Annotated in this window: 1 protein-coding gene (cut by a window edge); it reads left to right on the top strand. The window is 69.6% G+C overall.

Annotation, left to right across the window (positions count from 1 at the left end; all coding sequences use genetic code 11):
- Window positions 1–9 precede the first annotated feature (9 nt).
- On the top strand, window positions 10–17,140 hold the 5' end (the start) of the coding sequence (locus HUA76_RS19305) for a non-ribosomal peptide synthase/polyketide synthase (protein WP_174461729.1). Its footprint extends 19,664 nt past the window's final position; the window shows 17,131 of its 36,795 coding nt (coding positions 1–17,131); the start codon lies at window positions 10–12; the stop codon falls past the right edge of the window.

The raw sequence follows: 17,140 nt of genomic DNA, 5'->3' as shown, positions 1-17,140 counted from the left end.
GAGTACTCCGTGAGCACGCGCAACGACTCCCCGACGTCCGTCGGGCCCGTCATCCCATCCGAAGCGAGCCCCTCCGCCTCTCCCCTGGTGCCCCTGCGCGCGGGGAACGACGCGGCGAGCCCGCTCTTCCTCGTGCATCCGATGGACGGCCGCCTGGACTGCTACGCGGAGCTGGTCCGTCACGCTCCGGCATCCCAGCCCGTGGTCGGCATCCAGGCGCGAGGCCTGGACGACGGGCGCGCGCCGCTGGAGTCGCTGGAGGCGATGGCCGTCTTCTACGTGGAGGCCCTGCGCGCGGAGCGGTCCGAAGGGCCGTATCACCTCGCGGGCTGGGCGCTCGGCGCGGTCATCGCGTGGGAGATGGCGCGCCTCCTCCAGCGTGACGGCCACGTCGCGCGGCTCACGCTCATCGAGCCGCCGCCCGCGTCACCCGACAGGAGCATCTCCGCCCAGGCGCTCGCCGCGCACGCCGCCCTCTTCGCGCGAGAGCTGGCGCTCCAGGCGGGCCTGCCCCCGCTCGAGCTTCCCGCCGCGCTCACCACGGGCAAGGACCCCGAGCCCCTGCTGGTGCATCTGCACGCGGAGGGCACGCGCCAGGGGCTGCTGCCCGCGGCCACGACGCTCGAGTTCCTGCGCGCGCGCTTCAAGCTCTTCTCCGCCCACGTGCGCGCCGCGCGTCGCTACGTCCCCGAGGCCTTTGCTGCTTCCGCGCGCATCGTTCGCGCCGCCGAAGTCATGGACGCCGCGGACGTGGAGAAGGACAAGGGCTGGGCGGTGCTCGCGGAGGAGGGCGCCCAGGTCGACGACACGCCTGGAGACGGACACTCGCTCTTGCGCGAGCCCCACGTGAAGGCGCTGGCGGCGCGGATCTTCGAGTCCGGCCAGTCCCTCACCGGGCCCATCCCCACGGGTCACAGCGACGGCGCGCCGCTGTCGTACGCGCAGCAGCGGCTCTGGTTCCTGGATCAGCTCCAGCCCGGCAGTCCCGCCTACAACATGTTCTACGGCCTGCGCTTCACGGGCCCGCTGGAGCACTCGCTGCTGGAGCGCGCCTTCACGGAGCTGGCGCGGCGTCACCAGACGCTGCGCACCCGCTTCCGCTCGCTGCAGGACGGCCCCGTCCAGGCCGTCTCACCGCCCGCGCCGTTCACCATCTCCGTCGACGACCTGCGCGCCCTTACCCCGGAGGCGCGCGACGCGGAGGCGCAGCGACTGGCGGACGCGGAAGCGCGCACGCCCTTCGACCTGGCCACCGGCCCGCTCTTGCGCGCGCGGCTCTTGACGCTCGCTGAGCACGAGCACGTGTTGCTCATCGTCAATCACCACGTCATCTCCGACGGCTGGTCCATTGGCGTCCTCTCGCAAGAGGTCCCCGCCCTCTATCTGGCGTTCGCGCTCGGCCGGCCCTCGCCGCTGCCGGAGCTGCCCGTGCAGTACGCGGACTTCGCCGTCTGGCAGCGCGGCTGGCTGACGGGCGACGTGCTCGAGTCACAGCTCGCCTACTGGCGCACCCAACTGGCCGACGCGCCGCACGCGCTGGAGCTGCCCACCGACAGGCCGCGGCCTCCCATCCAGTCGCTGCGCGGGGACATGCTGCGCGTCGACCTTCCCGCCGCGCTCGCGCCCGCCGTCCACGCGCTGTGCCACCAGGAGGGTGTCACGCCCTTCATGGTGCTGCTGGCCACCTATCAGACGCTGCTCGCGCGCTACTCCGGGCAGGACGACATCATCGTCGGCTCGCCCATCGCCAACCGGATGCGGGCGGACCTGGAAGGCCTCATCGGCTTCTTCGCCAACACGCTCGCGCTGCGCGCCCGCTTCACCCCGCGCATGACGTTCCGCGAGCTGCTGGCCCAGGTGCGCGAGACGACGCTCGGTGCCTATGCGCACCAGGACGTCCCGTTCGAGAAGCTGGTGGACGAGCTGCGTCCCGAGAGGGACCAGAGCCGCACGCCCCTGTTCCAGGTGATGCTCGCCCTGCACAACACGCCGAAGACGCAGGGACAGGAAGACCCCGACGCGCCGCTCAAGGTCCGTCCGCTGGATGCCATCAGCGGCACCGCCAAGTTCGACCTCTCGCTGCTGGCGTCCGACGACGGCAACGTGTTCAACGCGGTGTTCGAATACAACACCGACCTCTTCGACACGGCGACGGTCCAGCGCATGGCGGACCAGTTCGTGCGCCTGCTGCGAGCCGCCGTCGAGGACCCGAGCCAGCCCGTCTGGCGCCTGCCGATGATGGAGGAGCCCGAGCGTCGCCAGGTCCTCGTCTCCTGGAACGACACGTCGCGGGAGCCCTTCGCGCCCACCACGCTCCACGCACCCGTGGAGGCCCAGGCGCTTCGCACGCCCGACGCCATCGCCGTCACCGACGGCACCGACTCGCTCACCTACGCGGCGCTGGACACGCGGGCCAATCAGCTCGCGCACCACCTGCTCGCGCGAGGCGTGACGCCGGGGAGCATCGTCGGCATCTGCCTGGACAAGTCACTCGACATGGCCGTGGCCGTCCTGGCCACGCTCAAGATGGGGGCCAGCTATGTCGCGCTCGACCCCAGCTATCCCGCCGAGCGCCTCGCCTTCATGCTCGCGGACACGCGCGCGCTAGTGATCCTCACCCACTCCCGGCTCGCGGCGTCGCTACCCACCGAGGGCGGCGCTCGCGTCCTGCTGGTGGACATCGACGCGGCCGTTGTCGCCGGCCAGTCCCGACGCGCGCCAGGTCTCGACGTCTCGGCGGAGAGCCCCGCCTACATCATCTACACGTCCGGGAGCACGGGGGTGCCCAAGGGCATCGTCATGCCCCACCGCGCGCTGAGCGCGCTCTTCATGTGGCAGCTGAAGCGCGCTCCCCAGCCGCGCGCCACCACGTTGCAGTTCGCGTCGCTCAACTTCGACGTCTCCGTCCAGGAGATGTTCTGCACCTGGTGGGCGGGCGGCACCCTCGTGCTTCCCACCGGAGGACTGCGCCAGGACATCCCCGCGCTGCTCGACTTCATGCAGCAGCAGCGCGTCGAGCGGCTCTTCCTGCCCTTCGCCGCCCTTCAGGCCATCGCCGACGCTGTCTCGCATGGCGCCACCCTGCCCTCCGCGCTGCGGGAAGTGGTGACGGCGGGTGAGCAACTCCAGGTGAGCGACACCGTCGCAGCGTTCTTCGCGAAGCTGCCGGGCAGCGTCCTGGAGAACCAGTACGGTCCTTCCGAGGCGCACGTCGTCTCCGCCTTCCGACTCCAGGGCACTCCCACGTCCTGGCCCCGGCTTCCGTCCATCGGCGGGCCGGTCGGCCACACGCGGCTCTACGTCCTGGATGCACTCGGACATCCGGTGCCCATCGGCGTCTCGGGAGAGCTGTACATCGGTGGCACCCACCTGGCGCACGGCTACCTGTCACAGCCAGAAGGCACCGCGAAGGCGTTCGTCCCCGACCCCTTCTCGACGGTGCCGGGCGCGCGGCTCCATCGCACCGGAGACGCGGCGCGGTGGCGCGCGGACGGCACGCTCGACTTCCTCGGGCGGCTCGACTCCCAGGTCAAGCTGCGCGGCTTCCGCGTCGAGCTGGGTGAAGTCGAGTCCGTGCTCCGCTCCGCGCCGGGGCTGAGTGATGCCGCGGTCATCGTGCGCGAGGATGTGCCGGGCGACAGGCGACTGGTCGGCTACGTCGTCGTCTCGCCCGACGCCACGCTCGACACCGAGGCCCTGCGCGCGTTCGTACTCCAGCGCCTGCCCGAGTACATGTTGCCGTCCGCGTTCGTGGCGCTGCCCGCGCTGCCCCTCACGCCCAGCGGCAAGCTCGCGCGCAAGCGCCTGCCCGTGCCCGATGCGGAGAGTCTGCGCGGAGGTGCGGCCTTCGCCGCGCCCCGCACTCCATTGGAGGAGAAGCTCGCCGCGCTCTTCGCCGACGTCCTGCACGTGCCGCGAGTGAGCGTCACCGACAACTTCTTCGCGCTCGGCGGGCACTCGCTGCTCGCCACCCAGGTCGTGTCGCGTGTGCGGTCCGCGTTCGGCGTGGAGCTGCCGCTGCGCACCGTCTTCGGCGCACCCACGGTGGTCGCCCTCGCGGCGAGCATCGACACCACGTTGATGACGTCGCGGAACCGGCAGCCGCCCGCGTTGGTTCCAGTGCCCCGCACGGGACCGCTGCCGCTGTCCTTCGCGCAGCAACGCCTCTGGTTCCTCGACCAGCTCCAGCCCGGCGGCGCGACGTACAACATGCCCTCCTTCGTCCGACTGGACGGAGCGCTTCATCTGTCCGCGCTCCAGCGGGCCTTCGCCGAGTTGGTGAGGCGCCACGAGGCCCTGCGCACCACGTTCCTCCAGCAGAACGACGAGCCCTTCCAGGTCGTCGCCCCGCACGCGGAGCTGCCGGTGACCGTGGTGAAGGTCCAGGGGCAGACGCCGGACGCCGTCCGCCAGGAGGTGGAGCGACTGCTGCGCGAGGAGTACCTGCGTCCGTTCAACCTCTCCACCGGCCCGCTCGTCCGCGCCCTGCTGCTGGAGACGTCCCCCACCGAGCACTTCCTCGCGCTCAACATGCACCACATCGTCTCCGACGGTTGGTCCATGGGCGTGCTCACCCAGGAGGTCGCCACCCTCTACGGGGCCTTCGCGATGGGGGCACCGTCGCCGCTTCCGCCCCTGTCCCTCCAGTACGCCGACTACGCCGTCTGGCAGCGCGACTGGCTCCAGGGCGAAGTGCTGGAGCAGCAGCTCGCATGGTGGCGCGGACGCCTGATGGGTGTGGCCACGCTGGACCTGCCGCTCGACAAGCCGCGTCCTCCCGTGCAGACCTTCACCGGTGCCCAGGTGCTCGTCACCTTGCGGCCAGAGGTCTCCAAGCGGCTCAAGACGCTGTGCCAGCGTGAAGGCATCACGCCGTTCATGGCGCTGCTCGCCGCATGGCAGTTGCTCCTGTCCCGTCACACCGGGCAGGACGACATCGCCGTCGGCTCACCCATCGCGGGTCGCCAGCGCGCGGAGCTCGAAGGGCTCATCGGCTTCTTCGTCAACACGCTCGTCTTCCGCGCGCGCATCGACACGAACGCGACGTTCCTCCAGCTCTTGCGGCAGGTGAAGGAGACCGCCCTGGGGGCCTACGCGCACCAGGACGTCCCCTTCGAGCGCCTGGTCGAGGAGTTTCAGATTCGTCGAGACCTGAGCCGCAGCCCGCTGTTCCAGGTCCTCTTCGCGCTCCAGAACACACCCGCGTCGGCCCTCCAGAAGCAGGAGCTGTCGCTCAGCCCGGTGGAGGTTGAAGCCACCGTCATCAAGTTCGAACTCGAGCTGCACTTCGTGGACGGGCCGGACGGCCTCTTCGGCGCGCTGACCTACAACACGGACCTGTTCGAGCGAGCCTCCATCGAGCGCATGACGCGGCACTTCGAGCTGCTCGTCGAAGCGGTCGTCGCCCGGCCCGACGCTCCGCTCGCTACCCACTCCATGCTGACCGTCGAGGAGCGGCGAGACGTCCTCACCAACTGGGCCTCGGCTCCCGCGCTCGTCTCGCCGGACTCCACCCTGCCCGCCGTCTTCGCCGATGTCGTCGCACGTGCGCCCGACTCCGTCGCGCTCCTCTTCGGTGACACCTCCCTCACCTACCGTCAGCTCGACGAGCGCTCCAACCAGCTCGCCTGGCACCTGCGCGCTCTCGGCGTCCGCACCGACTCCCGCGTCGCCATCGCCGTCGACCGCTCCGCCGAGCTCATCATCGCCCTCGTCGCCATCCTCAAGGCTGGCGCCGCCTACGTCCCCCTCGACACGAAGTATCCGCGCGAGCGTCTCGCTTCGATGATGGAGGACGCGCGGCCCGAGGTCCTCGTCTCCACCCGCGCATTCCTGGACAAGCTTCCCACCGACGGGCTGGCGTGTGTCCTGTTGGATGAAGTGTCGCTGGCCCACAGCCCCACCCGGGCCCTGCCTCCTTCCGCCCTCCCCGAGTCGCTCGCCTATATCGACTTCACCTCCGGCTCCACCGGCAAGCCCAAGGGCGTTGGCTGCACCCACAGCGGCGTCATCCACATCCTCGTCGGCGTCGACTACACCCGCTTCGGGCCCGAGCAGACCCACCTCCTCCTCGCTCCCATCTCCTTCGACGCCACCACGTTCGAAATCTGGGGCGCACTGCTCCACGGCGCTCGCCTCGTCGTCCTCCCTCCTCAGGCCCCCTCGCTCGAGGAGCTCTTCCAGACTGTCGCTCGACACGGCGTCACCACGCTCTGGGCCACCAGCGGTCTGTTCTCCCAGCTCGTCGAGAGTCGTCTCCCCGCGCCTCCTTCCCTCCAGCGCGTCCTCACTGGCGGCGACATCGTCTCGCCCCTTCATGTCCGACGCGCGTTGCAGGACTGGGGCGTCTCCGTCACCAACTGCTACGGCCCGACGGAAACCACCGTCTTCGCCACGACCTTCCTGGTCGCTCGGCCCGAGGACGTTGGCGCAACGGTGCCCATCGGCAAGCCCACCAACGGCACCCGCCTGCTCGTCCTCGACGCCTCGCTTCAGCCCGTCCCCATCGGCATCACCGGTGAGCTCTTCATCGGTGGTGACGGCCTGGCTCGCGGCTACGTCGGCCAGCCTTCACTCACCGCGGAGCGCTTCATCCCGGACCCGTTCTCCTCCGTCCCTGGGGCGCGCCTCTATCGCTCCGGCGACCTCGTCCGCTGGAGCCACGACGGGACGCTCGCATTCATCGGTCGCGCCGACGCGCAGGTGAAGGTGCGCGGCTTCCGCATCGAGTTGCCCGAAGTCGAAGCCGCGATGCTCGCGCATCCCTCCATCCGCGAGGCCATCGCCATCGCCCGCGAGGACGTCCCCGGCGACAAGCGCCTCGTCGGCTACTTTGTCGGCGACGACCTGGACGCCGTCTCCCTCCGAGCCTTCCTCAAGTCTCGGCTCCCTGAGTACATGGTGCCGTCGTCCCTGCTCCGCCTGGACGCGCTCCCGCTCACCGCCAACGCGAAGATTGACCGCAAGGCGCTGCCTCCTCCCGAGGCCGTGCTCTCTGCTCCCTCCTCCACCTACGTCGCGCCGCGCACGCCCACCGAGGAGCTGCTCGCATCTATCTGGGCGCAGGTCCTTCGCGTCCCACAGGTCGGCATCGAGGACGACTTCTTCGCGCTCGGCGGACATTCACTGCTCGCCACGCAGCTCGTCTCGCGCATCCGCAACACCTTCAAGGTGGAGCTGGCGCTGCGGGAGCTGTTCGAGGCCCCCACCATCGAAGCGCTGGCCCGGCGGCTCGATGCGGCGACCCTCACGGGCAAGGGCACGGTGCGGCCTCCGCTCGTCCTGGTGCCGCGCACGGGCGAGCTGCCGTTGTCCTTCGCACAGCAGCGCCTGTGGCTCATCGACCAGCTCGAGCCCGGAAGCTCCACCTACAACATTCCCCTCGCCCTGCTCCTGCAAGGGCCGCTCGAGGTGGACGCGCTCCAGGGCGCCTTCACGTCGCTCGTCGAGCGCCACGAATCCCTGCGCACCACATTCGTGACGCGCGACGGAGAGCCGCGTCAGCACATCCACGCCCCCAAGCCCATGCTTGTCACGGTGAGGGAGCTGGAGTCCCTCCCGGAAGATTCTAAGCTCGTCGAGGCCCGGCGACTGGTGAGCGAGGAGGCTTCACGGCCCTTCGACCTGGAGCACGGCCCCATCTTCCGCGTGCTCCTGCTGCGACTGGACGCACAGCGCCATGTCCTCGTCGGGACGGTCCATCACATCGCCTCCGACGGCTGGTCCACGGGAATCCTGCTCCGTGAGCTGGCGGAGCTCTATTCCGCGCACGCCACCCGGCAGCCGCCTCGGCTGGAAGCCCTCCCCGTGCAGTACGCTGACTTCGCCGCCTGGCAGCGCTCCTGGCTGCGTGACGACGCGTTGGAGCAGCAGCTCTCCTATTGGAGACAGCAGCTCTCCGGCGCGCCTCCCTTCCTGGAGCTGTCCACCGACCGGCCTCGTCCGCCAGTCCAGTCGAACCGGGGCGCCTCCTTCCCCGTGCGCCTGCCTCCCTCCGTGAACGAGCGACTCCTCGCGTTCTGCCAGCGCGAGGGCGTGACGCCTTTCATGGCGTTGCTCGCCGTCTGGCAGCTCCTCCTCTCCCGCTACTCCGGGCAGGACGACCTCTCCGTCGGCTCCCCCATCGCGGGACGCACCCGAGCGGAGACAGAGGGGCTCATCGGCTTCTTCGTGAACACCCTCGTGCTGCGCACGCAGCTCCAACCGGGACTCCGCTTCCGCGAGCTGCTCGCGCAGGTGAAACGCACCACGCTCGGCGCCTACGAGCATCAGGACGTCCCCTTCGAGAAGCTCGTCGAGGAACTCAACCCTCACCGCACCCTCAATCACTCGCCGCTGTTCCAGGTGATGCTCGTCCTGCAGAACGCACCGACGACGAGCATGGAAGTGCCTGGGAGCACGGCGGAGACGTCACCGCTGCGCCTGGAGGCTTTCGACTCGGGAGCGCCGGGCGCGAAGTTCGACCTCACCCTGACACTGGGCGAGGGACTGGAAGGCGCGCTGGGCTACCGGACGGACTTGTTCGATGAGTCCACCATCGCTCGGATGGTCGCGCACTTCGGCACTCTCCTCGACGCCGTCGTCACCACACCGGAGTTGCGGCTGAGCGAGCTGCCGATGTTGCCGACCGAGGAGCGCCGTCAGGTGCTCGTCGAGTGGAACGACACCCGCCGTGAGTTGCCCTGGACTGGCGCCTTCCACGAGCGCTTCGAGGCCCAGGCCGCTCTCACACCCGACGCTCTCGCCGTCCTCGACGACTCCTCCTCTCTCTCCTTCTCTCAGCTCAACCACCGCTCCAACCAGCTCGCCCACCTGCTGCGCGCCCGTGGTGTCGGGCCCGAAGTCCGTGTCGCCCTCTGCCTGGAGCGCTCCGTCGACTCCCTCGTCGCCCTCCTCGCCATCCTCAAGGCCGGCGCCGCCTACGTCCCTCTCGACTCCGCCTACCCTCGCGAGCGCCTGGCCTTCATGCTCCAGGACTCCGGCGCTCCCTTCGTCCTCACCCAGTCCCACCTCCTGCCTCGTCTCGACTCGGCCTCCTGCTCGGCCCTCTGCCTCGATGACGACGCCCTGCGCGCTTCTCTCGCCGCGCTCCCGGACTCCAACCCTCCTCGCGTCTCCCTTCCTCCTCATCTCGCCTACGTCATCTACACCTCAGGCTCCACCGGACGTCCCAAGGGCGTCATGGTCCACCACTCCTCCGTGGTGAATCTCCTCTCCGCCCTCTCCTCTGCCGTCTACTCCGACGTCCAGCGCCCTCTCCGCATCTCCCTCAACGCGCCCCTCTCCTTCGACGCCTCCGTCAAGCAGCTCGTCTTCCTCGCCCAGGGCCATTGCCTCTGCTTCGTCCCTCAGGCTGCTCGCGAAGACGTCCCCCTGCTCCTCTCCTGGATTCAGAAGCACCAGCTCGACGTCCTCGACTGCGCCCCTTCTCACCTCCGCCTCCTCCTCGACGAGGGCCTCGCGGAGTCCGGGCGTCACCTCCGTGTCCTCATCGGCGGTGAGGCCATCGACGACTCCCTCTGGGCCACGCTCTCGTCCTCGCCCTCCCTGAGTGCCTTCAACGTCTACGGGCCCACGGAGGCCACCGTCGACACCACCGTGCTCTCCATCCGCTCCTCTGCGCGTCCCGCACTCGGTGGGCCGCTCTCCAACGTCGCCACCTTCATCCTCGACGCCTCTCTCCAGCCCGCCCCCATCGGCGTCCCCGGAGAGCTCTTCATCGGCGGCGACGGCCTCGCTCGCGGCTACCACCGCCGCCCGGACCTCACCGCCGAGCGCTTCGTCCCCAACCCCTTCTCCTCGGTGCCGGGCGCGCGCCTCTACCGCACCGGTGACAAGGCTCGGTGGCTTGCCCATGGCCACCTCGAGTACCTCGGCCGCATCGACTTCCAGGTGAAGCTGCGCGGCTTCCGCATCGAGTTGGGCGAAGTCGAGGCCGCTCTCGAAGCGCTGGCTTCCGTCCACCACGCCGCTGCCCTCGTCCGCGAGGACGTCCCCGGCCTCAAGCGCCTCGTCGCCTACGTCACCCCGGCTTCCGTCGACACCTCCTCACTGCGCGCGGAGCTGCTGCTCAGCCTCCCCGAGTACATGGTGCCCTCGGCCTTCGTCGCCCTCGACGCTCTGCCCATCAACACCCACGGCAAGCTCGACAGGAAGGCGCTCCCGGCTCCCGACTCTGGCCCCACCGACTCCTTCCTCGCACCTCGCAACCCCACCGAGGCTCGCCTCGCCGCCATCTGGGCAGAGGTCCTCCACCTCGACTCCGTCAGCGTCTCCGACGACTTCTTCGCCCTCGGTGGCCACTCCCTCCTCGCCACCCAGGTCGTCTCTCGTGTCCGCAAGGCCTTCGACGTCGAGCTGCCTCTTCGCGCTCTCTTCGAGGCGCCAACCGTTGCTGCGCTCGCGGCTCGTGTCGATGCCGTAGGCCACGGGGACCTGTCGCTCCAGCTGCCTCCGCTCGTGGCAGTGCCTCGCACTGGACCGCTGCCGCTTTCCTTCGCGCAGCAGCGTCTATGGTTCCTCGACAGGCTCCAGCCAGGCAGTCCGTTCTACAACATCCCCTCGGCCATCCAGCTCCATGGGGGACTGAACCTCGCCGCGCTGGAGCGGGCGATTCAGGAGTTGGTGCAGCGCCATGAAGCGCTGCGCACCTCGTTCCACGTCCAGGAGGACGGAGAGGCCGTCCAGCACATCCATCCTCGGGTGGAGCTGTCCGTCCCGGTAACGGACCTGGAGGCCGTGCCCGAAGCCTCGCGTGAGACAGAAGCGCGGCGACTGGCCCAACTCGAAGCGCAGAAGCCGTTCGAGCTCTCCCAGGCCCCGCTGCTCCGTGCCTCCGTGCTTCGCCTCTCCGAGCAGCGCCACATCCTGCTCGTCACCGTCCACCACATCGTCTCGGACGGCTGGTCCAACGGCATCCTCACGCGGGAAGTCGGAGCGCTCTACGCCGCGTTTGCCCAGGGACTCCCCTCGCCGCTCGCCCCGCTGGAGCTTCAGTACGCGGACTACGCGGCGTGGCAGCGAGGCTGGCTGCGCGACGAAGCCCTCTCCAAGCAGGTGAGCTGGTGGCGAGGTCAGCTCGCCGGGGCTCCGCACGCACTGGAGCTGCCCACCGACAGGCCGCGTCCTCCCGTTCAGACGGCGAACGGCGGCACGCTCCCCATCGAGCTGGGCTCGCAGCTCACCGCTGAGTTGCGCGCGCTGTGCCTGCGTGAAGGCGTCACGCCCTTCATGGCGCTGTTGTCCGCGTTCCAGGTGTTGCTCGCTCGCTACTCGGGCCAGGACGACATCGTCGTCGGCTCACCCATCGCGAATCGGCAGCGCTCGGAGATAGAGGGCATCGTCGGCTTCTTCGTCAACACGCTCGCGCTGCGCGCACGGCTGACGGGGGAGATGACGTTCCGCGAGTTGCTGACCCAGGTGAAGGAGATGACGCTCGGCGCGTACACGCACCAGGACGTGCCCTTCGAGAAGCTCGTCGACGAGCTGAAGCCCGAGCGCGACCTGAGCCGGTCTCCGCTCTTCCAGGTCATGTTCGCTCTTCAGAACACGGGCCGCTCGGCCGGGCCGGAGGACGGTGAGGAGAAGAGTCCGCTCGAGCCGATGCAGGTGGACAGCGGCACGGCCAAGTTCGACCTGTCCCTGCTCTGCGGTGACTTCGGCGACGACATCGGCGGCCTGCTCGAGTTCAACACCGACCTGTTCGACCGAAGCACCGCGGAGCGGATGGGCGCGCATCTGGTGCGCCTGCTGAAGTCCGCGGTGAACAATCCGGGTCAGTCACTGTGGCGACTGCCCCTGCTCGACGAGCAGGAGCGTCACCAGTCCCTCGTCTCCTGGAATGACACGTCACGCGAGTCTCACGCCGTCACGACGATACACGGCCCCTTCGAGGCCCAGGCGCTCCGCACGCCCGACGCCATCTCCATCTCCGACGGCTCGCGCTCGCTCACCTACGCGGCCCTCGACGCCCGCGCCAATCAGCTTGCCCACCACCTCGCCTCTCGTGGTGTGACTCCTGGCGGCGCCGTCGGCATCTGCCTCGACAAGTCCCTCGACATGGCCGTCGCCGTCCTCGCCACCCTCAAGGCCGGTGCGTCGTACCTCCCGCTCGACCCGAACTACCCCGCAGAGCGCCTCGCCTTCATGCTCGAGGACTCCGCGGCGCCTGTCGTCCTCTCGCACACCGCCCTGCGCGCGGTGCTTCCTTCGTCGCGAGCACGACTCGTTCTGCTGGATGAGCAGGCCGAGTCGCTGGCGGCACTGCCCGAGCACGCGCCAGACGTCTCCGTCTCGCCCGAGTCTCCGGCGTACATCATCTACACCTCCGGCAGCACCGGACGGCCCAAGGGCGTCGCGCTGCCACACCGCGCGCTGAGCCACTTGCTGACGTGGCAGTTGCGCCAGTCCGAAAAGCCGTCGGCCACGACGCTCCAGTTCGCGTCGCTCAGCTTCGACGTCTCCTGCCAGGAGCTGTTCTCCACCTGGTGGGCGGGCGGCACCCTCGTGCTTCCCACCGGAGGACTGCGCCAGGACATCCCGGCGCTGCTCGACTTCATGCACCAGCAGCGAGTCGAGCGGCTCTTCCTGCCCTTCGTCGCGCTCCAGGCCATCGCGGACGCCGTCTCTCACGGCGCCACCCTGCCCACCGCCCTGCGCGAAGTCGTGACGGCCGGTGAGCAGCTCCAGGTCACTCCCGCGCTCATCGCGCTGTTCGAGAAGCTGCCGGGCTGCATCCTGGAGAATCAGTACGGCCCCTCCGAGACGCACGTCGTCTCCGCCCACCGGCTCCAGGGCCCTCCCGCGTCCTGGCCCCGCCTTCCATCGATCGGCGGGCCGCTGCCGCACACCCAGCTCTTCGTGCTGGATGCGTTGGGCCAGCCGACGCCCATCGGCGTGCCGGGCGAGCTCTTCATCGGCGGCGCGCACCTGGCCCTCGGCTATGCGGGCAGGCCCGAGCTGACGGCGGAGAAATTCGTTCCCCATCCCTTCAGCACCACGCCCGGCGCTCGCGTCTACCGCACGGGTGACTCGGCGCGCTGGAAGGCGGACGGCACCGTCGAGTTCCTCGGTCGCCTCGATGGACAGGTGAAGCTGCGAGGCTTCCGCGTCGAGCTGGGTGAAGTCGAGGCCGCGCTGCGCGCAATCCCCGGCATCCGCGACGCCGCCGCGACGGTCCGTGAGGACGCCCCCGGCCTCAAGCGCCTCGTCGGCTACTTCGTCCCCGTGTCCGCATCGGAGCCCCCGAGCGCGGAGAACCTGCGGACCCTCCTGCTCCAGCACCTGCCCGAGTACATGGTGCCCACGGCCTTCGTCTCGCTGGAGACGCTCCCGCTGACGCCCAGCGGCAAGCTCGCGCGGCGCATGTTGCCCGCGCCCGACCTGGGTGCGCAGGAGCGCGAGGCCCCATTCATCGCGCCCAGGACGCCCCAGGAAGAGAAGCTTGCCAAGGTGTTCTCCAGCGTCCTGCACCTGCCACGCGTGAGCGTCACGGACAACTTCTTCGCGCTCGGTGGTCACTCGCTGCTCGCCACCCAGGTCATCTCGCGCATCCGGTCCGCCTTCGCCGTCGAGCTTCCGCTGCGCGCGCTCTTCGAGGCGCCCACCGTCGCCGCGCTCGCGGCCCGCATCGAAGACGAGGGGCTGGGAGAGACGCAGGCGCTCGCGCCGCCCATCGTCCCCGTGTCGCGCGAAGGCCTGGTGCCCCTGTCCTTCGCGCAGCTCCGGCTCTGGTTCATCGACCAGTTCCAGCCCGGCGGGGCCGCGTACCACATGCCGTCCTTCGTGCGCCTGGAAGGGCCGCTCGACACGGCGGCGCTCCAGCGTTCCTTCGACGAGCTGGTGCGGCGTCACGAGGCGCTGCGCACCACCTTCTTCCAGCAGGACGACCAGCCCTACCAGCGCATCGCCCCCCACGGCGAGCTGCCCCTGGTGCGCGTGGACCTGCGGAGCCTGGAGCCCTCCACCGCTCGCGAGGAAGTGAAGCGACTGCTCCTCGAGGAGCTGGCTCGTCCCTTCAACCTCTCCACGGGACCGCTCATCCGCGCGCAGCTCCTGGAGCTGTCGCCTACCGAGCACGTGCTCGCGCTCAACATGCACCACATCGTCTCCGACGGTTGGTCCATGGGCGTGCTCGTCCAGGAAGTCGCCGCGCTCTACGACGCCTTCGCCCACGGTAGGCCGTCACCGCTTTCGCCCCTCGCCATCCAGTACGCCGACTACGCCGTCTGGCAGCGCGACTGGTTCCAGGGTGCGGTGCTCGAACGGCAGCTCACCTTCTGGCGCAACCAGCTCTCCGGCGGCGTGCCACTGGAGCTGGCCACCGACAAGCCGCGTCCTCCGGTCATGACCTCGCGCGGCGGCAACGTCGGCGTGTTCCTGCCCGCCTCCACCGCCGAGAAGCTCAAGGCGCTGTGCCAGCAGGAGGGCGCCACGCCGTTCATGGCGCTGCTCGCCGCGTGGCAGTTGCTCCTCTCGCGCTACTCAGGCCAGGACGACCTCACCGTCGGTTCGCCCATCGCGGGTCGCCAGCGCGCGGAGCTCGAAGGCCTCATCGGATTCTTCGTCAACACGCTGGTCTTCCGGGCGCGCATCGACGGACAGGCTTCGTTCCAGCACCTGTTGCGACAGGTGAAGGAGACCGCGCTCGGCGCCTACGCTCATCAGGACGTACCCTTCGAGCGACTGGTCGAGGTGCTCCAGCCGGCCCGTGACTTGAGCCGCAGCCCGCTGTTCCAGGTCCTCTTCTCCCTCCAGAACACGCCCGCCTCCGCCATCCAGAAGCAGGCGCTGACCATCAGCCCCGTGGACGTCGACGGCGTCACGTCCAAGTTCGAGCTCAACCTCAACCTCGTGGAGCTGCCGGAGGGCTACGCGGGCTCGCTCGGCTACAACTCAGACCTGTTCGAGCACGCCACCGTCGAGCGACTCGCCCTTCACTACACCACGCTCGTCGAAGCACTCGTCTCGCGGCCCCAAATCCCCGTCGCGTCCTGCTCGCTGCTCACCGAGCAGGAGCAGCGGCAGGTTCTGCTCGATTGGAACGAGACGGGCACGGACGTCGCCACCGAACCCTTCGTCCATCGACTCGTCGAGCAGCAGGCCCGCCTCACGCCCGAGGCCCTCGCCGTCCTCTCCGATGACGAAGCGCTCTCCTTCACACAGCTCAACCAGCGCGCCGACCAGCTCGCCCGGGTGCTGTGCTCGCGAGGGGTGCGCCCTGGCGACTTCGTTGCGCTGCTCACGCATCGCACGCCCCAGCTCCCCGTCGCCCTGCTCGCCATCCTCAAGGCGGGTGCCGCCTACCTCCCGCTGTCTCCCGACTACCCGCGTGAGCGCCTCGCGTTCATGCTGCGCGACAGCGGGGCTCGCCTCGTGCTGTCCCAGGAGGCGCTCGTCTCGCTCCTGCCCGACGGACTCGACATCCTCTGCCTCGACTCCGCCTCGCACGCGGAGGAGCTCGCGCGCACACCGTCTGAGCCTCTCCTGTCGAAGCCGGAGCCCGACGCTCCCGCATACGTCATCTACACCTCGGGCTCCACGGGACAGCCCAAGGGCGTGCTCATTCCCCACCGCGCGCTCGCCAATCACATGGCCTGGTTCCTCCAGGTCTTCCCGCTCACCGCGCGGGACAGGGTGCTGCTCAAGACGCCGCTCGCCTTCGACGCGTCCGTCTGGGAGTGCTGGGCTCCGCTCCTCGCGGGTGCGCCGCTCGTACTCGCGCCCACTGACGCCCACCGCGATGCGGCGCTGCTGCTCGACTGCGTCGTCCGGCAGGGCATCACCGTCCTCCAACTCGTCCCGTCCCTGCTGCGCTTCGTCCTCGACGAGCCCTCACTGGCTCGCGCCACGTCCCTGAGGTGGCTGTTCTGCGGAGGTGAGGCGCTCTCCGCCTCGCTCGCGTCCCTCGCCCGCGAGCGGCTCCCTCAGGCGCGGCTCGTCAATCTCTACGGCCCCACCGAAGTCACCATCGATTCGACCTACACCGTCGTCGATGCCGTCACGTCGGGCGTCTCCATTCCCATCGGTCGTCCCGTCGCCAACACACGCGCCTATGTGCTCGACGACACCCTGCGGCCCGTCCCGCCGGGTGTCCCAGGGGAGCTGTACCTGGGCGGTGCGCAGGTGGCCCTGGGCTACCTCGGCAGGCCCGCGCTCACCGCGGAGCGCTTCATCCCGGACCCTTTCGCCGCCACGCCTGGAGCGCGCCTGTACCGCACCGGTGACAAGGTCCGGTGGCTCGCGGAAGGGCGACTGGAGTACCTGGGCCGCACCGACTTCCAGGTGAAGCTGCGCGGTCTGCGCATCGAGCTGGGCGAGATTGAAGCCGCCCTCCGCGCGCAACCGGGCGTGCGTGACAGCATCGTCCTCGTGCGCGAGGACGTCCCTGGCCAGCACCGCCTCGTCGCCTATCTCGTCTCCGCGCCGCTCGATACGGACACGCTGCTCGCCTCACTGCGCGAGCGGCTGCCCGAGTACATGCTGCCCACGGTCTTCATGCGCCTGGACGCGCTGCCGCTGACGCCCAACGGCAAGGTCGACCGGCAGGCCCTACCCGTCCCCGAGCAGGGCACGGAGGACAGCCTCTTCGTCGCGCCTCGCAGTGCCATCGAGGAGACGCTGTCGGCCATCTGGGCCGAAGTGCTTCAGCTCGACAAGGTCAGCGTCACCGCCAACTTCTTCTCGCTCGGCGGCCACTCCCTGCTCGCCACGCAGGTCGTCTCACGCGTGCGCAGGACTCTCGACGTGGAGCTGCCTCTCCGCACGCTGTTCGAGACCCCCACCATCGCCGCGCTCGCCACCCGCCTTGGCGAGGATGGAGGAGCGTCCCCGCGCGCCCGCGCGCCCGCCATCGTTCCCGTGCCGCGCACGGGCGACCTCCCGTTGTCCTTCGCGCAGCAGCGCCTGTGGCTCATCGACCAGCTCGAGCCCGGAAGCTCCACCTACAACATTCCCCTCGCCCTGCTCCTGCAAGGGCCGCTCGAGGTGGACGCGCTCCAGGGCGCCTTCACGTCGCTCGTCGAGCGCCACGAATCCCTGCGCACCACGTTCGTGACGCGCGACGGAGAGCCGCGTCAGCACATCCACGCCCCCAAGCCCATGCTTGTCACGGTGAGGGAGCTGGAGTCCCTCTCGGAAGATA

Origin of the sequence: Myxococcus sp. CA056 (assembly GCF_013336715.1) — a bacterium.
In the GTDB taxonomy this organism is placed as follows: Bacteria; Myxococcota; Myxococcia; order Myxococcales; family Myxococcaceae; genus Myxococcus; species Myxococcus llanfairpwllgwyngyllgogerychwyrndrobwllllantysiliogogogochensis.
The sequence above is the reverse complement of the archived record's forward strand: the minus strand, read 5'-3'. Positions and strand labels throughout refer to the sequence as shown.